Source organism: Pseudomonas vancouverensis (assembly GCF_004348895.1).
Classification (GTDB): Bacteria; Pseudomonadota; Gammaproteobacteria; order Pseudomonadales; family Pseudomonadaceae; genus Aquipseudomonas; species Aquipseudomonas vancouverensis.
This window is the reverse complement of sequence record NZ_RRZK01000007.1, coordinates 315,253-334,464: the sequence shown is the minus strand read 5'-3', so window position 1 is coordinate 334,464 and position 19,212 is coordinate 315,253. Positions and strand designations below refer to the sequence as shown.

At 60.0% G+C, this 19,212-nt stretch carries 18 protein-coding genes; 15 read left to right on the top strand and 3 right to left on the bottom strand.

Translation table 11 applies throughout. The annotated features are described in order from the left end of the window. The first annotated feature begins 10 nt into the window (after positions 1-10). From EIY72_RS05950 to EIY72_RS05920, 7 genes are all read left to right on the top strand, one after another. A complete protein-coding gene (locus EIY72_RS05950) occupies positions 11-649 on the top strand; it encodes a peroxiredoxin (RefSeq protein WP_093228874.1) in 639 nt (212 codons plus the stop codon). Positions 650-982: 333 nt separating this feature from the next. Further along, a complete protein-coding gene (gene ssuE, locus EIY72_RS05945) occupies positions 983-1,576 on the top strand; it encodes an NADPH-dependent FMN reductase (RefSeq protein WP_093228877.1) in 594 nt (197 codons plus the stop codon). A 91-nt stretch (positions 1,577-1,667) separates the two neighbouring features. Then, a complete protein-coding gene (locus EIY72_RS05940; protein ID WP_093228880.1) occupies positions 1,668-2,633 on the top strand; it encodes a sulfonate ABC transporter substrate-binding protein in 966 nt (321 codons plus the stop codon). Between the two features lie 25 nt (positions 2,634-2,658). Beyond that, a complete protein-coding gene (gene ssuD, locus EIY72_RS05935) occupies positions 2,659-3,807 on the top strand; it encodes an FMNH2-dependent alkanesulfonate monooxygenase (RefSeq protein ID WP_093228883.1) in 1,149 nt (382 codons plus the stop codon). A gap of 9 nt (positions 3,808-3,816) precedes the next feature. Then, on the top strand, positions 3,817-4,599 hold the full coding sequence (gene ssuC, locus EIY72_RS05930; RefSeq protein WP_093228886.1) for an aliphatic sulfonate ABC transporter permease SsuC: 783 nt from the start codon (positions 3,817-3,819) through the stop codon (positions 4,597-4,599). After that, positions 4,596-5,402: an aliphatic sulfonates ABC transporter ATP-binding protein gene (gene ssuB, locus EIY72_RS05925; protein ID WP_093228889.1), complete on the top strand. Its 807-nt coding sequence runs from the start codon at positions 4,596-4,598 to the stop codon at positions 5,400-5,402. Before ssuC ends, ssuB begins: the two co-directional genes overlap by 4 nt. 33 nt (positions 5,403-5,435) lie before the next feature. Continuing rightward, a complete protein-coding gene (locus EIY72_RS05920) occupies positions 5,436-5,651 on the top strand; it encodes a TOBE domain-containing protein (protein WP_007967989.1) in 216 nt (71 codons plus the stop codon). Positions 5,652-5,770: 119 nt separating this feature from the next. On the opposite strand, the gene EIY72_RS05915 is transcribed toward EIY72_RS05920, so the two are convergent. Both EIY72_RS05915 and EIY72_RS05910 read right to left on the bottom strand, forming a co-directional pair. Next, positions 5,771-6,409 (bottom strand): TetR/AcrR family transcriptional regulator, encoded by a 639-nt coding sequence (locus tag EIY72_RS05915; RefSeq protein WP_093228892.1) that lies wholly within the window; start codon positions 6,407-6,409, stop codon positions 5,771-5,773. A gap of 263 nt (positions 6,410-6,672) precedes the next feature. Continuing rightward, positions 6,673-8,049 (bottom strand): glutamine synthetase family protein, encoded by a 1,377-nt coding sequence (locus EIY72_RS05910; RefSeq protein ID WP_093228895.1) that lies wholly within the window; start codon positions 8,047-8,049, stop codon positions 6,673-6,675. 668 nt (positions 8,050-8,717) lie between these two features. On the opposite strand from EIY72_RS05910, the gene EIY72_RS05900 reads away from it, so the two are divergent. From EIY72_RS05900 to EIY72_RS05870, 7 genes are all read left to right on the top strand, one after another. After that, a complete protein-coding gene (locus tag EIY72_RS05900) occupies positions 8,718-10,076 on the top strand; it encodes a glutamine synthetase family protein (protein WP_093228898.1) in 1,359 nt (452 codons plus the stop codon). A 59-nt stretch (positions 10,077-10,135) separates the two neighbouring features. Next, positions 10,136-11,500: an aspartate aminotransferase family protein gene (locus EIY72_RS05895; protein ID WP_093228901.1), complete on the top strand. Its 1,365-nt coding sequence runs from the start codon at positions 10,136-10,138 to the stop codon at positions 11,498-11,500. A gap of 187 nt (positions 11,501-11,687) precedes the next feature. After that, the gene (locus EIY72_RS05890) at positions 11,688-12,800 is read left to right on the top strand and encodes a polyamine ABC transporter substrate-binding protein (RefSeq protein ID WP_093228904.1); all 1,113 of its coding nucleotides are present in this window, start codon (positions 11,688-11,690) and stop codon (positions 12,798-12,800) included. 186 nt (positions 12,801-12,986) lie between these two features. Further along, positions 12,987-14,084: a polyamine ABC transporter substrate-binding protein gene (locus EIY72_RS05885; protein WP_093228907.1), complete on the top strand. Its 1,098-nt coding sequence runs from the start codon at positions 12,987-12,989 to the stop codon at positions 14,082-14,084. 76 nt (positions 14,085-14,160) lie between these two features. Next, a complete protein-coding gene (locus EIY72_RS05880; RefSeq protein WP_093228910.1) occupies positions 14,161-15,303 on the top strand; it encodes an ABC transporter ATP-binding protein in 1,143 nt (380 codons plus the stop codon). 35 nt (positions 15,304-15,338) lie between these two features. After that, complete coding sequence (locus tag EIY72_RS05875; protein ID WP_231985616.1) at positions 15,339-16,220, top strand: ABC transporter permease subunit; 882 nt, start codon at positions 15,339-15,341, stop codon at positions 16,218-16,220. Then, on the top strand, positions 16,217-17,107 hold the full coding sequence (locus EIY72_RS05870; RefSeq protein WP_093228916.1) for an ABC transporter permease subunit: 891 nt from the start codon (positions 16,217-16,219) through the stop codon (positions 17,105-17,107). Before EIY72_RS05875 ends, EIY72_RS05870 begins: the two co-directional genes overlap by 4 nt. A 163-nt stretch (positions 17,108-17,270) precedes the next feature. On the opposite strand, the gene EIY72_RS05865 is transcribed toward EIY72_RS05870, so the two are convergent. Further along, positions 17,271-17,912 (bottom strand): HD domain-containing protein, encoded by a 642-nt coding sequence (locus EIY72_RS05865; protein WP_093228919.1) that lies wholly within the window; start codon positions 17,910-17,912, stop codon positions 17,271-17,273. Positions 17,913-18,246: 334 nt separating this feature from the next. Between EIY72_RS05865 and EIY72_RS05855 the strand changes: the two genes are divergently transcribed. Beyond that, positions 18,247-19,212, top strand: a complete 966-nt coding sequence (locus EIY72_RS05855) for a GlxA family transcriptional regulator (RefSeq protein ID WP_093228923.1) — start codon at positions 18,247-18,249, stop codon at positions 19,210-19,212.

Sequence of the window (19,212 nt, the reverse complement as noted above, 5' to 3'; positions counted from 1 at the left end):
GAGCAGCACCATGAGCCTCAGACTTGGCGATATCGCCCCCGACTTCGAACAGAACTCCAGCGCTGGCACCATTCGTTTTCATCAGTGGCTGGGCGATAGCTGGGGCGTGCTGTTTTCCCATCCGGCAGACTTCACGCCGGTGTGCACCACCGAGCTGGGCCTGACCGCCAGGCTCAAGGATGAGTTTGCCCAGCGCGGGGTCAAGGCCATTGCGTTGTCTGTCGACCCGGTTGAATCGCACCATCGCTGGATCGAGGACATCAACGAAACCCAGAACACCCAGGTCAACTTTCCCATTATCGATGACGCCGACCGCAAGGTTTCCGACCTTTACGACCTGATCCATCCCAACGCCAACGACACCCTGACCGTGCGTTCGCTGTTCGTGATCGACCCGAACAAGAAGGTTCGTTTGACCATCACCTACCCGGCGAGCACCGGGCGCAATTTCAACGAGATCCTGCGGGTGATCGACTCGCTGCAACTGACCGACAACTACAAGGTCGCCACCCCGGCCAACTGGCAGGACGGTGACGAGGTGGTGATCGTGCCGTCGCTCAAGGATGAAGAGGAAATCAAACAGCGTTTTCCCAAGGGCTATCGCGCGGTGAAGCCTTATCTGCGCCTGACACCGCAGCCGAACAGGTAAATCTTCAGCATTGTTGGCGCAATTGATGCCGCCATCGCGAGCAAGCTCGCTCCCACAGGGTACGCATTCAACAGTGGGAGCGAGCCTGGCCGGGCGGCGTTCCGACGATGGCGGCGCCCCGGTCAGCACGGCATTCAGAACCACGATGCAGGGAATTTCAGGCCGTTTCGACGGCCTTTTTTTTCGTCTGGAATAAACGGATCTGCATATCTCTTAAACGCATAACCAAATGAATAAATATGATTTATGGATATATGAATCAGCTGTTAAGGTCTCTCCATCGAAGCGAGATCGCACACTGCGAATCGCCCTGACGTGAAAGGAATCGTCCGAATGTTGGTCGTCTCACTCGGTGGCAGCCCCAGCCAACGCTCCCGTTCCGGGGTGTTGCTGGATCGCTCCCGACGCTGGTTACAAGAGCAGGGCGTGGAGGTGGTGAGTTACCAGGTACGGGACTTCCCGGCCGAAGACTTGCTGCACGCACGCTTCGACAGCCCGAAGGTGATCGACCTGCTGCAACAGATTGAAAACGCCGACGGCTTGCTGATTGCCACCCCGGTGTACAAGGCGTCGATCGCCGGCGCGCTGAAAGTGATTTTGGACCTGCTGCCTGAGCGCGCGCTGAACCACAAAGTGGTTCTGCCGATGGCCACCGGCGGCAGCATCGCCCACATGCTGGTGGTCGATTACGCCCTCAAACCGGTGCTGTCGGCGTTGAAGGCCCAGGAGATGCTGCAAGGGATTTTCGCTGTCGACAGCCAGATCGCCTACGGCGAAGGCAGTGCCCAGGCGCAATTGGCGCCGGAGCTGGAGCAACGTTTGCAGGAGGCGCTGGAGCAATTTCACAGCGCCATGGCGCGACGGCCCAAGCCGCTCGACCCACAGCTGTTGAATGATCGTTTGTTGAGTGCTCGCTGGAGCATTTAAGCCCCACCCACACTTTTGAAGTACTGGCCTTACTCGCCCGCCAACGGGCAAGCAGGTGCAGCCACAACCCCACTGCAAAAAGGAGAGCGCCATGCGCCCTGTCATTTTGCGTCGCGGTCTGGTCGCTCTGTTTGCTGCGGCTGTCACCTTCGGCGCCATTACTCAAGCTCAGGCCGAGACACTACGAATCGGCTATCAGAAATACGGCACCCTGGTGCTGCTCAAAGCCAAAGGCACCCTGGAAAAACGCCTCGCTGCCCAAGGCGTGGATGTGCAATGGACTGAATTCCCCGGTGGCCCGCAACTGCTCGAAGGCCTGAACGTCGGCTCCATCGATTTTGGCGTCACCGGCGAAACCCCGCCAGTGTTTGCCCAGGCCGCCGGTGCCGACCTGCTCTATGTGGCCTATGAGCCGCCTGCACCCAACAGCGAAGCGATCCTGGTGCCGAAGGATTCGGCGATCAAATCGGTAGCGGATCTCAAAGGCAAGAAAGTCGTCCTGAACAAAGGCTCCAACGTGCACTACCTGCTGGTGCGTGCGCTGGAAGATGCCGGCCTCAAGTACAGCGATATCCAGACCGTGTTCCTGCCACCCGCCGATGCCCGCGCCGCGTTCGAGCGTGGCAGCGTTGACGCCTGGGTGATCTGGGACCCGTACCAGGCAGCCGCCGAGCAGCAGTTGCAGGCACGTACCCTGCGCGATGGCCGGGGCATCGTCGACAACCATCAGTTCTACCTGGCGACCAAGCCCTACGCACAGAAGAACCCCGAGGTGATCAAGACCCTGGTGGAAGAAGTGCGCGCTGTGGGTGAGTGGTCCAAGGCCAACCCGCAGGAGGTGACGGCGCAGGTTTCCCCGCTGCTCGGCCTGCCGGCGGACATCACCCTGACTTCGGTGAAACGCCAGGGCTACGGTGCGCTGTTCCTCACGCCTGAAGTAGTCGCCGCGCAACAGAAAATCGCCGACACCTTCTACCAGCTCAAGCTGATTCCCAAGCCACTCAGTATCAAAGACGTGATCTGGACGCCACCGGCAGCTGTTGCCACGGCCCAATAACCTGATTCCCCAAGGAGACCACTCCATGAGCCTCAATATCTTCTGGTTCCTGCCTACCCACGGCGACGGCCATTACCTTGGCACCGCTGAAGGCGCTCGCGCCGTTGACCACGGTTACCTGCAACAAGTCGCGCAAGCGGCCGATCGCCTGGGCTTTGGCGGGGTGCTGATTCCCACCGGGCGTTCCTGCGAAGACTCGTGGCTGGTGGCAGCCTCGCTGATTCCGGTGACCCAGCGCTTGAAGTTTCTGGTCGCCCTGCGCCCCGGGATCATTTCCCCGACGGTGGCCGCACGTCAGGCTGCGACCCTCGATCGCCTGTCCGGCGGTCGTGCGCTGTTCAATCTGGTCACCGGTGGCGATCCGGAAGAGTTGGCCGGCGACGGTCTGTTCCTCAGTCACGAAGAACGTTATCAGGCGTCGGTTGAGTTCACGCGCATCTGGCGTCGGGTGCTGGAAGGCGAAACCGTTGACTACGACGGCCAGCACATCAGCGTCAAAGGCGCCAAGCTGCTCTATCCGCCGATCCAGCAACCGCGTCCGCCGCTGTACTTCGGTGGCTCGTCGGAAGCGGCACAGGACCTGGCAGCCGAGCAGGTGGAAATGGTCCTGACCTGGGGTGAGCCACCGGCCGCCGTCGCCGAGAAAATCGAGCAGGTGCGCGCCAAAGCCGCCAAGCTCGGGCGTACCGTGCGCTTCGGCATCCGTCTGCACGTGATCGTGCGCGAAACCAACGATGAGGCCTGGAAGGCCGCCGATCGCCTGATTTCGCATCTGGACGACGACACCATCGCCCGAGCCCAGGCTTCGCTGGCACGTTTCGATTCGGTGGGTCAGCAACGCATGGCCGCGCTGCATGGCGGTAACCGTGACAACCTCGAAGTCAGCCCGAACCTGTGGGCCGGTGTCGGCCTGGTGCGCGGTGGTGCCGGTACCGCACTGGTCGGCGATGGTCCGACCGTGGCTGCCCGCGTGAAGGAGTACGCGGACCTGGGCATCGACACCTTCATCTTCTCCGGGTACCCGCATCTGGAAGAATCGTACCGGGTCGCCGAACTGCTGTTCCCGCACCTGGATATCGAGCGTCCGGAATTGCCGAAAAGCGCCGGTTACGTCAGCCCGTTCGGGGAGATGGTCGCCAACGACATCCTGCCCAAAGCCGCGTCCCAGAGCTGAGGCGCGGCCATGAAGAAAATCATCCACAGCCTCGCGCCCTGGGCGTTGCCGGTGTTGTTGCTGGCGGTGTGGCAGTTGTCGGTGTCGGCGGGCTGGTTGTCGACACGGATCCTGCCGGCACCCGTCGCCGTCGTTGAGGCCGGCGTCAGTCTGGTGCGCAGCGGCGAAATCTGGACGCACCTGGCAATCAGCGGCTGGCGTGCTGCGCTGGGCTTCACCATCGGTGGCAGCATCGGCCTGGCACTGGGATTCATCACCGGCCTGTCGAAATGGGGCGAGCGCCTGCTCGACAGTTCGGTGCAGATGATCCGCAACGTGCCGCACCTGGCGCTGATTCCGCTGGTGATCCTCTGGTTCGGCATCGATGAGTCGGCGAAGATTTTCCTGGTGGCGCTGGGCACCCTGTTCCCGATCTACCTCAACACCTACCACGGCATTCGCAACGTCGATCCGGCGCTGGTGGAGATGTCGCGCAGTTATGGCTTGTCCGGTTTCAGCCTGTTCTGGCAGGTGATCCTGCCCGGGGCACTGCCTTCGATTCTGGTTGGTGTGCGTTTCGCCCTGGGCTTCATGTGGTTGACGCTGATAGTGGCGGAAACCATTTCCGCCAGCTCGGGCATCGGCTACCTGGCGATGAATGCCCGGGAGTTCCTGCAGACTGACGTGGTGGTGCTGGCGATTCTGCTCTACGCGGTACTCGGCAAACTGGCCGATCTCGCCGCCCGTGGGTTGGAGCGTGTGTGGTTGCGCTGGCACCCGGCCTATCAGGTTGCCAAGGGAGGTGCGGCATGATCGCTGAACAACCTCCACGCCTGCTGCGCGGCATTCCGCTGGCAGTGCGCAAGCTGCAAAAGACCTTCGGTGTGCGGCAGGTGCTGCGCGAGATCGACCTGCACATCCCGGCAGGCCAGTTTGTCGCTGTGGTCGGTCGCAGTGGCTGCGGCAAAAGCACCTTGCTGCGCTTGCTCGCCGGTCTCGATCAACCCACCGGCGGCGAGTTGCTCGCCGGTGCCGCGCCGCTCAGTGACGCGCGGGAAGACACGCGGTTGATGTTCCAGGAAGCGCGTTTGCTGCCATGGAAAAAGATCATCGACAACGTCGGCCTGGGTCTCAAGGGCAACTGGCGGCCGCAAGCGCTGCAGGCGTTGGAAGCCGTAGGTCTGGCGGATCGCGCCAACGAGTGGCCGGCGGCCTTGTCCGGTGGGCAGAAGCAGCGTGTGGCGCTGGCCCGAGCGTTGATCCATCAACCGCGTCTGCTGTTGCTCGATGAGCCCCTGGGCGCGCTGGATGCCCTGACCCGCATTGAGATGCAGCAACTGATCGAACGGCTCTGGCAGCAGCATGGTTTTACCGTGTTGCTGGTGACCCACGACGTCAGCGAAGCGGTGGCGATTGCCGATCGGGTGATCCTGATCGAAGACGGCGAAGTCGGCCTCGACCTGCACGTGGAACTGCCGCGCCCTCGGGTGCGTGGTTCGCATCGACTGGCGGCACTGGAAACCGAAGTCCTCAATCGCGTGCTGGCGCTGCCCGGGCAGCCGCCGGAACCGGAACCTGTTTCACCCTTGCCCACGCAATTGCGCTGGGCTCAATAACTCAAGTCTTATCCCACGACAGGAATCAACATCATGACTATCAAGGCCATCAACGTACGCAACCAGTTCAAGGGCTCCATCAAGGAAATCGTGCTCGGTGACGTACTCTCGGAAATCGACGTGCAGACCGCGTCCGGCATCGTCACTTCAGTGATCACCACCCGCTCGGTGAAAGAGCTGGAACTGGCGGTGGGCAGCGAAGTGATCGCCTTTGTGAAATCCACCGAGGTGTCGATCGCCAAGTTGTAAGGCGCATGCGTCAACAACAACCCCGAAGGGTTTGAGCCCTTCGGGGTTTTTAATGTGTGTGAATCAGCGAGATTGGCGGTGCGGCCTGCTCGCGAAGAGGCCCGTGAAGCCCTGGAGAATCAGGCAGGGACAGCGCGCTTGGGCAAATACGGCGGCAAATACAGCCCTACATAAGCATCAAACACCCGCATGCCTTCCTCGGCCATGCGCGGGGTGATCTGCCCATGCTGCTGCACCGAGCGCGCATAGACACGATCGCCGAGTTCCATGGCCAGGGCGAACACATCGACATCGCCGGGTAGCGTCGGCAGTTCGAAATGATGGTCAAACAGCTTGTGCATCAGGTCCCCCAGCTCGATGTCGTGCTGGCGGTCGGCTTGGGTCACTTCGGTCAAACCGTGCTGGGCCAGAATCAGCTGGCGCGCGGCGGCATCTGCGCTGTAGATGTCGAGCATGCGTTGCTCGACCAGGCGCGACAGGTCACGCCAGCTGTTGAGGGCCGCGTGGTCAATCGGCGCTTGCAGGCAGGCGCGAAAGGCCGAGTGAATGTCGGCGGTCAGGGCTTCGAGCAGAGCCGGGACGCTGGCGAAGAAGTGATAGACGGAGGAGGGCGGGATCTGCGCGCGCTCGGCGACGCTGTAGATCGACAGGCTGGCCACGCCCTCGGTCGCCAGCAGCGTGCGGGCGGCATCGAGAATCGAGTCGATCCGGGCCTGGCTGCGTGCGCGGGGTTTGCGGGGGGTGGCTGCGCGTGTCATCGAAGTCTCCTGCGGGGCAGCGGGCATTGTACGCAGAGCCGGCAGATGATCCATATACCCTGTGGCGAGCGAGCTTGCTCGCGCTGGGTCGCGAAGCGGCCCCAAAACCGGTCAATGCGCTGCCTGACAGAACCACTTTGCAGAATAAGGGGAGTCCTTCGGACTCCAGCGGGAGCAAGCTCCCTCGCCTCAGGGTTTTATGCTGGCCATAAAAAACGCCGCAGGCTTTGAGGCCGGCGGCGTTGTTTTTTAACTACAACCGCTTACACGGTATGCAGGTACCAGTTGTACTCGAGGTCGGAGATGGAGTGTTCGAACTCCTCCAGCTCGCTCTCTTTACAGGCCACGAAGATATCGATGTATTTCGGATCGATGTACTTGGCCATGATTTCGCTGTCGTCCAGCTCGCGCAGTGCATCACGCAGGTTGTTCGGCAGGCTTTGCTCGTTCTGCTCGTAGCTGTTGCCTTCCACCGGGGCGCCTGGCTCGACCTTGTTGGTCAGGCCATGGTGAATACCGGCCAGGACCGAAGCCATCAGCAGGTACGGGTTGGCGTCGGCACCGGCGACACGGTGCTCGATACGCACGGCGTCCGCGGCACCGGTTGGTACGCGTACGGCTACGGTGCGGTTGTCCAGGCCCCAGCTCGGCGAGTTCGGCACGTAGAACTGTGCGCCGAAACGACGGTAGGAGTTGACGTTCGGGCAGAGGAAAGCCATTTGCGCAGGCAGGGTCTCGAGCACACCGCCGATCGCGTGACGCAGTGCGGCGTTCTGCTCGGGATCCTCGCTGGCGAAGATGTTGTTGCCTTGCTTGTCGAGAATCGAAATGTGTACGTGCAGACCGTTACCTGCCTGGCCTGGGTAAGGCTTGGCCATGAAGGTGGTGTCCATCTCATGGTCGTAGGCAATGTTCTTGATCAGGCGCTTGAGCAGGACCGCGTAATCGCAGGCCTTGATCGCGTCGTTGACGTGGTGCAGGTTCACTTCGAACTGAGCAGGGGCACTTTCCTTGACGATGGCGTCAGCCGGGATGCCTTGCTCTTTGGCACCTTCCAGAATGTCCTGGAGGCAGTCGACGTATTCGTCGAGGTCGTCGATCAGGTAGACCTGGGTCGACATCGGACGTTTGCCCGACACTGGCGAACGTGGCGGTTGCGGACGGCCGTTCACGTTTTCCTGGTCGATCAGGTAGAACTCCAGTTCGAACGCGGCGCAGATGGTCAGGCCCATTTCATCGAACTTGGTCACGACCTGGCGCAGCACTTCGCGCGGGTCGGCGAAGAACGGTTCACCTTCGAGTTCGTGCATGGTCATCAACAGTTGCGCGGTGGGGCGCTTCTGCCATGGCTCGTTGCACAGGGTATCGGGGATTGGATAGCAGATTCGATCGGCGTCGCCGATGTCCAGGCCCAGGCCAGTGCTTTCCACCGTAGAGCCGTTGATATCCAGAGCAAATAGAGAGGCCGGCAGGTTGATGCCTTTCTCGTAAACCTTGTGGAGGCTGGTGCGTTCGATGCGCTTGCCGCGCACCACACCATTCATATCCGCAATCAGAAGGTCGACGTACAGAACCTCAGGATGTTCCTTAAGGAACGCGTTCGCTTCGTTAAGCTGAACGGCACGCGGGGGTACCGACATGATGCAACACCTTTGTTGTTAAAAATATCAATCATTGATCTTTTCTGGTTTCAGTCAACCCGAACGGCATGCCGAAGTCAAGCGAGGCCTTTTTTGCCCTAAAAAAGCGCTCGTGTGGCTTTTTTGAGGCACTTTGGGGCGTTTTTGTTTCCCGGAACGCGTTGGCTACCGCGGGCTTGAGCGGGCCGTGTTGTATTTTTTACGGGGGTGTTGTGTAAAAAAATGAACAAGGCTAAGCTCGAATCAAACCCATAACAGCAATAATACCGGGGTGCTTCATGTCTCGCCTGCCGATAATCGGCATCATCGACTGCTCAAGACAGGTCGGTCGGCATGTTTATCACATCTGTGATGACAGCTCCGTCCGCGCCGTGGGCCCAGCGGTTTCGGTGATCCTCCCGTCCATGACGGTTCAACCGTCCCCGTCCGTTATTCTGGACGGTCGCGATGGCACCCCCATTACGGTTACTCCAATCAATATAGAACCGATTCACAATAGCGGCCTGACCATTGTTCAGGGTACCGCTCGCGATTCTGCACGCCCGGCCTCTGCAGCTGTGTTCGCAAACACGCTAACCTGCTGCTGAAAACGCTCTACAACGCGACGCCGATGCGTCAAATATCGCCTGGCCTGGCAAGGGCCGGACAACTCAAGCCTAGAGGCATTTATGAGTAACAACCTCGACCAGCTCACCGATTGGTTGAAAAACCACAAGATCACAGAAGTCGAATGCATGATCGCAGACTTGACCGGGATTACCCGGGGCAAGATCTCGCCGACCAACAAATTCATCGCCGAAAAAGGCATGCGCCTGCCGGAAAGCGTGCTGCTGCAGACCGTGACCGGCGACTACGTCGAAGACGACATCTATTACGAACTGCTCGACCCGGCCGACATCGACATGATCTGCCGTCCCGACCAGAGCGCGGTGTACATGGTGCCGTGGGCCATCGAGCCGACCGCCATCGTGATTCACGACACCTACGACAAGCAGGGCAACCCGATCGAGCTGTCACCGCGCAACGTGCTCAAGAAAGTCCTGAAGCTCTATGCCGACAAGGGCTGGCAGCCGATTGTGGCGCCGGAGATGGAGTTTTACCTGACCAAGCGCAGTGACGACCCGGATTACCCGTTGCAGCCGCCTATCGGCCGCTCAGGGCGTCCTGAGATCGGTCGCCAGTCGTTCTCCATCGAAGCGGCGAACGAATTCGACCCGCTGTTCGAAGACGTCTACGACTGGTGCGAACTGCAGGAGCTGGACCTCGACACGCTGATCCACGAGGACGGCACGGCGCAGATGGAAATCAACTTCCGTCACGGCGACGCCCTGTCCCTGGCCGACCAGATCCTGGTGTTCAAGCGCACCATGCGCGAAGCCGCGCTCAAGCACGACGTGGCCGCGACCTTCATGGCCAAGCCGATGACCGGCGAGCCGGGCAGTGCCATGCACTTGCACCAGAGCATCATCGACATCGAAACCGGCAAGAACATCTTCTCCAATGAAGACGGGACCATGAGCCAGTTGTTCCTGCACCACATCGGTGGCCTGCAGAAACTCATCCCCGAGCTGTTGCCGCTGTTCGCACCCAACGTCAACTCGTTCCGCCGCTTCCTGCCGGACACCTCGGCACCGGTGAACGTGGAGTGGGGCGAAGAGAACCGTACCGTGGGCCTGCGCGTTCCGGATGCCGGGCCGCAGAACCGTCGGGTGGAAAACCGCCTGCCGGGCGCCGACGCCAACCCGTACCTGGCGATTGCCGCGAGCCTGCTCTGCGGTTACATCGGCATGGTCGAAGGCCTGAACCCGAGTGCGCCAGTCGTCGGCCGTGGCTATGAACGCCGCAACCTGCGCCTGCCACTGACCATCGAGGACGCGCTGGAACGCATGGAAAACAGCGCGACCATCGAGCGTTACCTGGGCAAAAATTTCATCACTGGCTACGTCGCGGTCAAGCGGGCCGAGCATGAAAACTTCAAGCGCGTGATCAGTTCGTGGGAAAGGGAATTCCTGCTCTTTGCCGTCTGATACGCCGGGCGCCGTCGCTGTCGGGCGGCGCTTTCACCTGATTTTTCTAGGAGATTCGTATGACCAGCAACAATCCACAAACCCGTGAATGGCAAGCGCTGAGCAATGATCACCACCTGGCGCCGTTCAGCGACTTCAAGCAGCTGAAAGAGAAAGGCCCACGGATCATCACCAATGCCAAGGGCGTTTACCTGTGGGACAGCGAAGGCAACCAGATCCTCGACGGCATGGCCGGTCTGTGGTGCGTTGCGATTGGCTACGGTCGTGACGAATTGGCCGACGCCGCCAGCAAGCAGATGCGCGAGCTGCCTTACTACAACCTGTTCTTCCAGACCGCTCACCCGCCGGTGCTGGAGCTGGCCAAATCCATTGCCGACATCGCGCCGCAAGGCATGAACCACGTGTTCTTCACCGGTTCCGGTTCCGAAGGCAACGACACCATGCTGCGCATGGTTCGCCACTACTGGGCGATCAAGGGCCAGCCGAACAAGAAAGTCATCATCAGCCGCAAGAACGGCTATCACGGTTCCACCGTGGCCGGCGCGAGCCTGGGCGGCATGACTTACATGCACGAACAAGGCGACTTGCCGATCCCGGGCATCGTGCACATTGCCCAGCCTTACTGGTTCTCCGAAGGCGGCGACATGACCCCGGAAGAGTTCGGTATCTGGGCAGCCAATCAGCTGGAAGAGAAGATTCTGGAAGTCGGCGTCGACAACGTCGGTGCCTTCATTGCCGAGCCGATCCAGGGCGCCGGCGGCGTGATCATTCCGCCAGACAGCTACTGGCCGCGCATCAAGGAAATCCTCGCCAAGTACGACATCCTGTTCGTCGCGGACGAAGTGATCTGCGGTTTCGGTCGCACCGGTGAGTGGTTCGGTACCGATTTCTACGATCTCAAGCCGGACATGATGACCATCGCCAAGGGCCTGACCTCCGGCTACATCCCGATGGGTGGCCTGATCGTACGTGACGAAGTGGTCGCGGTGCTCAACGAAGGCGGCGACTTCAACCACGGTTTCACCTATTCCGGTCACCCGGTGGCGGCTGCCGTGGGCCTGGAAAACATCCGCATCCTGCGCGACGAGAAAATTGTCGAGCGCGTGAAGGCGGAAACGGCACCGTATTTGCAGAAACGTCTGCGTGAACTGAATGATCACCCGCTGGTGGGCGAAGTTCGTGGTGTTGGCCTGTTGGGGGCGATCGAGCTGGTGCAGGACAAGGCCACCCGCAAGCGTTACGAAGGTAAGGGCGTGGGCATGATCTGCCGGCAGTTCTGCTTCGATAACGGCCTGATCATGCGTGCGGTGGGTGACACCATGATCATTGCTCCACCCCTGGTGATCAGCAAAGAGGAAATCGATGAGCTGGTGACCAAGGCACGCAAGTGCCTTGACCTGACCCTGAGTGCATTGCAGGGCTAAGTGCTAGGCTCTGAGCGGAAGTTTCAGCGTTTGTATCAAGACTGCTACTTTCGCTCAGAGGCGTCATAAAGCCTGGGCTTTCCTTGAAAGACCGGTGCGGATATTGCCAGACTAGCCGCGGTTCCAGTTGCCCGGGTTCGGCCGCGGAACACAGTGGTTCAAAAAAGAAAAATTTGGAGCATTACGCATGAAGGCACTAGGTAAAAAGCTTGCTGGCAAGACTCTGCTTGCCATGTCCCTGGCGGGGTTGATGGCAGGCGCGGTTCAGGCCGATGACAAAGTTCTGCACGTATACAACTGGTCCGACTACATCGCTCCGGACACCATTGCCAACTTCGAAAAAGAGTCGGGCATCAAAGTGGTGTATGACGTTTTCGACAGTAACGAAACGCTGGAAGCCAAGTTGCTGGCAGGCAAGTCCGGCTACGACATCGTTGTGCCGTCGAACAACTTCCTGGCCAAGCAGATCAAGGCCGGCGTTTACCAGAAGCTGGACAAGTCCAAGCTGCCTAACTGGAAGAACCTGAACCCGGACCTGCTCAAGGCCGTATCGGTGAGCGACCCGGGTAACGAACACGCCTTCCCGTACATGTGGGGCTCGATCGGCATCGGCTTCAACGCCGAGAAGGTCAAGGCTGCACTGGGTGCCGACGCCCCGGTCAACTCCTGGGACCTGATCTTCAAGCCGGAAAATGCTGAAAAGCTCAAGGCTTGCGGCATCAGCCTGCTGGATTCGCCGACCGAGATGATTCCGGTGGCACTGCATTACCTGGGCCTGCCAACCGACAGCCAGAAGAAAGAAGACATCGACAAGGCTGAAGCCCTGCTGCTGAAAGTCCGTCCTTCGATCGCCTACTTCCACTCCTCCAAGTACATCTCCGACCTCGCCAACGGCAACATCTGCGTGGCCGTGGGTTACTCGGGTGACGTGTACCAGGCCAAGTCCCGCGCTGCTGAAGCCGGCGACAAGGTCAAGGTCAGCTACAACATTCCGAAAGAAGGTGCTGGCAGCTTCTACGACATGGTCGCTATCCCTAAAGATGCCGAAAACGTCGAAGGCGCCTACAAGTTCATGACCTACCTGCAGAAGCCGGAAGTCATGGCAGCCATCACCAACGCCGTGCGCTTCCCGAACGGTAACGCCGCTGCAACCCCGCTGGTTGATAAAGACATCACCAGCGACCCGGGTGTTTACCCACCGGCTGACGTCCTGGCCAAGCTGTACGCGATTGCCGACTTGCCGGCCGCGACCCAGCGGATCATGACCCGCAGCTGGACCAAGATCAAATCCGGTAAGTAAGCCGATTTGATGGAATAACCTGTTGCCGTCATCCCCGCGATGGCGGCATCAGGAAATTAAATGACAGAAAGTTTTGCTGGAACGGTTTTTCGAGGGTAAGTTGCGCGCCGGTTTTGTTGCTGGGCAACCACGGTTGTCATGTAACGCGGGGCAACTTGGGCCCAACTAATTTTAGAGGACCTCCACTTGCCTATTTTTTCTTTGTTACGCAATGCCACGCTGGTTGGCGCCGGACTGATGCTGGCTGCCAGCGTCCAGGCTGCTGGCACCGTGCATATTTATAACTGGTCGGACTACATCGGCGAGACCACCCTGGCCGACTTCCAGAAAGAGACCGGGATCAAGCCGGTCTACGACGTCTTCGATTCCAACGAAACCCTGGAAGGCAAGCTGCTGGCCGGTCGTACCGGTTACGACGTGGTCGTGCCGTCCAACCACTTCCTCGGCAAGCAGATCAAGGCCGGGGCTTTCCAGAAGCTCGACCGCTCGCTGCTGACCAACTACGCCAACCTCGACCCGGTGCTGCTCAAGCGCCTGGAACAGAACGATCCGGGCAATCAGTACGCGGTGCCGTACCTGTGGGGCACCAACGGCATCGGCTATAACGTCGACAAGATCAAGGCGGTGCTGGGCGTCGACAAGATCGATTCCTGGGGCGTGTTGTTCGAGCCGGAAAACATCAAGAAACTCCACAGCTGCGGCGTGGCGTTCCTCGATTCCGCCGATGAGATGATGCCGACGGTCCTCAACTACATGGGCCTGAACGCCAACAGTACCAACCCGGAAGACTACAAGAAGGCCACGGCCAAGCTGCTTTCCGTGCGCCCGTACGTGACCTACTTCCACTCCTCCAAATACATTGCGGATCTGGCCAACGGCGATATCTGCGTGGCGATCGGTTTCTCCGGCGACATCTTCCAGGCCAAGCACCGTGCCGAAGAAGCCAAGAAGGGCGTGAATATCGCCTACTCGATCCCGAAAGAGGGCGGCGCGCTCTGGTTCGACATGCTGGCGATTCCAAAGGACTCGACCAACGTCAAGCAAGCGCACGCCTTCATCAACTATTTGCTGAAGCCTGAGGTGATTGCCCAGGTCAGTAATTACGTCGGCTACGCCAACCCTAACCCGGGGTCGGACAAACTGATGGAGCAGTCCATTCGCACCGACGAAGCGGTTTATCCACCGCAAGAGGTGCTCGACAAGACTTACGTGTCGGTCGAGTTACCGCCCAATATTCAACGTTTGATGACCCGCAGCTGGACCACGGTCAAGACGGGTAAATAACAGCTTCAAGGCTCTAACTATCCAAGGTTGGCTCACCTTGAGCGAACTGCACTCTTTTGTTTTGGGAGTTTCGTAAATGGCAGTTGCCTCCGGCGCCTATAAGAAAGCCCTCGAGGGCGACCAGTCACCTAAACAGGTGTTGGTCAAAATCGACCGGGTCACGAAGAAGTTCGACGAGACGATTGCCGTGGACGATGTGTCCCTGGAAATCAAGAAAGGCGAGATTTTCGCCCTGCTCGGCGGTTCGGGATCGGGCAAATCCACTTTGCTGCGCATGCTCGCAGGTTTCGAACGGCCCACGGAGGGGCGGATCTTCCTCGATGGCGTGGACATCACCGACATGCCGCCGTACGAGCGGCCGATCAACATGATGTTCCAGTCCTACGCCCTGTTCCCGCACATGACCGTGGCGCAGAACATCGCCTTCGGCCTCAAGCAGGACAAGATCCCCAACGCTGAAATCGATGCCCGCGTGACCGAGATGCTCAAGCTGGTACAGATGAGCCAGTACGCCAAGCGCAAGCCCCATCAACTGTCCGGTGGTCAGCGCCAGCGTGTGGCCCTGGCTCGTTCCCTGGCCAAGCGTCCGAAGCTGCTGCTGCTCGACGAGCCGATGGGCGCACTGGACAAGAAATTGCGTTCGCAGATGCAGCTTGAACTGGTCGAGATCATCGAGCGCGTCGGCGTGACCTGCGTCATGGTGACCCACGACCAGGAAGAGGCCATGACCATGGCCGAGCGCATCGCGATCATGCACCTGGGCTGGATTGCCCAGATCGGCAGCCCGATCGATATCTACGAAACCCCGACCAGCCGTCTGGTCTGCGAATTCATCGGCAACGTGAACATCTTCGAAGGCGAAGTGATCGACGACGCCGAAGGTCACGCGATCATTACCTGCAAAGACATGGATCACCAGATCTACGTGGGTCACGGCATCAGCACTTCCGTCCAGGACAAGTCGGTCACCTACGCGATCCGTCCGGAAAAGCTGCTGGTCACCGCGGACAAGCCGACCTGCGAATACAACTGGTCGACCGGCAAGGTCCACGACATCGCCTACCTGGGCGGTCATTCGGTGTTCTACGTCGAGTTGCCAAGCGGCAAGATCGTCCAGTCGTTCGTGGCCAACGCCGAACGCCGTGGGGCACGTCCGACCTGGGGTGATCAGGTCTACGTGTGGTGGGAAGACGACAGCGGCGTGGTACTTCGCTCATGAACATGCGCAAACTCAAACGCCGGCTCAATCGAATAATCCCCGGTGGCCGTCAAGTGGTCATCGGGATCCCGTTCATCTGGCTGTTCCTGTTCTTCATGTTGCCGTTCTTCATCGTTCTGAAGATCAGCTTCGCCGAAGCCGACGTGGCCATTCCGCCGTACACCGAGATCTACACCTACGCCGAGCAGAAGTTGCAACTGCTGCTGAACCTGGGCAACTACGCCATGCTCGGCGGCGACGAGCTGTACATCGCCGCTTACCTCGGCTCGTTGAAGATGGCGTTTTTCAGCACCATCCTCTGCCTGCTGATCGGCTACCCGATGGCCTACGGCATCTCCGTGGCGCGCAAGGAAGTGCAGACGGTGCTGGTGCTGCTGATCATGATGCCGACCTGGACCGCGATCCTGATCCGCGTCTACGCGTGGATGGGCATCCTCAGCAACAACGGTCTGCTCAACGGTTTCCTGATGAGCATGGGCTGGATCAACGAACCGCTGCAGATCCTCAACACCAACCTGGCGGTGTACATCGGCGTCGTTTATTCGTACCTGCCGTTCATGATCCTGCCGCTGTACGCCAACCTGGTGAAGCACGATCACAGCTTGCTGGAAGCCGCGTCGGACCTCGGTTCGAGCACCTTCAACAGCTTCTGGAAGATCACCGTGCCGCTGTCGAAAAACGGCATCATCGCCGGCTGCATGCTGGTGTTCATCCCGGTGGTGGGCGAGTTCGTGATCCCGGAACTGCTTGGCGGTCCGGAAACCCTGATGATCGGTAAAGTGCTCTGGCAAGAGTTCTTCAACAACCGTGACTGGCCGGTGGCGTCTGCCCTGGCGGTGGTGATGCTGGCGATCCTGATTGTGCCGATCATCCTGTTCAACCGCAGTCAGGCCAAAGAAATGGAGGGTAAAGAATGAAGCGCTTCCGTTTCTCCAGCCTGATGCTGGTCCTGGGTCTGTTGTTCATCTACCTGCCGATGCTGATCCTGGTGATCTACTCGTTCAACGCCTCCAAACTGGTGACGGTGTGGGGCGGCTGGTCGATCAAGTGGTATGTCGGTCTGCTCGACAACACCCAACTGATGGGCTCTGTGGTGCGCTCGCTGGAAATCGCCTGCTACACGGCGGTGGCGGCGGTAGCCTTGGGTACGCTGGCGGCCTTCGTGCTGACCCGCGTCACCCGCTTCAAGGGCCGTACACTGTTCGGTGGCCTGGTCACCGCGCCGCTGGTAATGCCTGAGGTGATCACCGGTCTGTCGCTGTTGCTGCTGTTCGTGGCCATGGCGCAGTTGATCGGCTGGCCACAGGAGCGTGGCATCGTCACCATCTGGATCGCCCACACGACGTTCTGTGCGGCCTATGTGGCGGTCGTGGTGTCGGCGCGCTTGCGTGAGCTGGACCTGTCCATCGAAGAGGCGGCCATGGACCTCGGTGCCAAGCCGTGGAAGGTGTTCTTCCTGATCACCATCCCGATGATCGCGCCGTCGCTGGCAGCGGGCGGCATGATGTCCTTCGCCCTGTCGCTGGACGACCTGGTGTTGGCAAGCTTCGTCTCCGGTCCGGGTTCGACGACCCTGCCGATGGAAGTGTTCTCGGCGGTACGTCTGGGCGTGAAGCCGGAGATCAACGCCGTGGCCAGCCTGATCCTGTTGGCGGTATCGATCGTGACCTTCATGGTCTGGTTCTTCAGCCGTCGCGCCGAAGAAAGCCGCAAGCGTGCAATCCAGCAAGCCATCGAAGAAGCCGCCGCTGATTCGTGGAAGCAACCGGACGTGCGCCGCGCACAGGCGCCGGAAGCGGCTTGAGCTTGAAGTCGGGTTGACCACATTTCTGTGGCCAACCCAAAACCTTGTGGGAGCGAGCTTGCTCGCGATAGCGGAGTGTCATTCAACGTCGATGTTGGATACGGCGCCGTCATCGTCGGAACGCCGCTCGGAGCAAGCTCGCTCCCACAGGTTCTTCTGGTGTTCAGGAAATCCAGGGCGATTTACGGATGACTTCCACGAAGTTCATCGGTTTGAACCCCGGCTCCTGATCCACCAACACATCGGTCTTCACGTTGCCGAACGTGGTCTGCGGACGATGGCGCAAGCCGTCGGCAAAGGCGCAGATGATGCACTCCTTGAACCCTTCGCCCCGTGGATGCGCATGCACCACCGCTTCGCGCTGCACAGTGGAAAATGCCGCGTAGTCCATGCCCAGCACGTCCATCTCGACCCCCGCGGTCACCAGCGCCACCGTCGGCCGCAAGTGTTGCGGTACACCCGGTGTGGTGTGCAGGGCGATCGACAGCCAGACCTGCTCGATATCGTCATCGCTCAGCCCGTATGGCTTGAGAAAGGCTGCCGCCGCGTTGGCGCCGTCGACTTCGAAGCGCTCGTTGTCGCTGCGATGACCTTCCACCAGACCGAGGTCGTGGAACATCGCGCCGACGTACAGCAGCTCCGGGTTGTAGGCCAGTTGCTTGCGCTCGCCGCTCAGGGCGCCGAACAGGAACACCCGGCGTGAATGGTGATAGAGCAGGTCGGATTCGATGTCGCGGATGTATTCGGTGGTGGCTTTGGCCAGGGCGCTGTCAGGGATCTTGATGCCGGCGATGGTGGTGCTCATGGAGATTTCCTCGGAGTGATTGCCGTGGTGTTTCTGAGGGTTTCAGTCTGTTCCGGCCCCCAAAAGCGGACAATCGATCCATGGCTGCGATCCCGGCCAATGTGCGTGCATATCGCGCCAGCCTCGCTTGTTGACGATGGATTGGCTAAGTTTGCTGCCGCTGAACACCCCTTTTTGTGGCGAGGGAGCTTGCTCCCGTTCGACTGCGCAGCAGTTGTAAACCGTTGGATGCGGCACGTCTGACAAAACTCGCTTTCAAGTTGTGGGGCTGCTTCGCAGCCCAGCGGGAGCAAGCTCCCTCGCCACAGCTTGGTTTGATGAAGGCTATTGGAGCATGAGTAAAACCATTGCCATCGTGGTATTCACCGGCGTCCAGTCGCTGGACGTCACCGGTCCCATGGATGTGTTTTCCGAGGCCAATCGTTTCCTGGCGCCGCAGGATCACTATCGCCTGGAGGTGATCGGCGTCGAACACGGGGCGATGCCTTGCTCCAATGGTTTGTCCCTCAGTGCCCACCGACATTTCAGCGAGGCACTGGAGCCCTACGATCTGTTACTGGTGGCCGGTGGGCCGCAGTTGCCCTTTATCAGTTTCGGCGCAACCTTCGATGCGTGGCTGCGTGATGCCTGCGCGCGGGCGCAGCGCTTTGGTTCGATCTGCAACGGCGCGTTCATGCTCGCCCGGGCCGGTTTGCTGGAAGGGCGCACGGTCACTACCCATTGGAGCGATGCCGATGCATTGGCGGCGCTGTGTCCCTCCACCCAAGTGGAAGCCGATCGCCTGTACGCCGAGGACGGCGCATTGTTTACCTCGGCGGGGGTCACGGCGGGGATCGATCTTTCACTGTATCTGCTGGGGCGCGATCATGGGCCGGAAGTCGCACTGAGCGTGGCCAAGCGCCTGGTGGTCTTCACCCAGCGCTCGGGCGGGCAATCACAGTTCAGCCCGTTCCTGACGCCCCACGCCGAAGCTGATTCCGCCGTAGCGATGGTCCAGCACTACGTATTGGCCAACCTGACAGGCGACCTGACCATTGCCGACCTGGCCAACGCGGCCAACATGAGCGCACGCAATTTTTCCCGGGTGTTTGCCCGGGAGGCCAAGGTCACCCCGGCCGAATTCGTCGAGCGCGCACGGGTCGATGCCGCTCGGGTGATGCTGGAAAGCACCCGCGCGCCGCTCAAGACCGTGGCCTATCAATGTGGTTTTCGCGATGCGCAACACATGCGCAGTGTGTTCAATCGCCGACTGGGAGTGACGCCGCAGCAGTTCCGGCTGAATTTCGCGGCGATGGTTTGA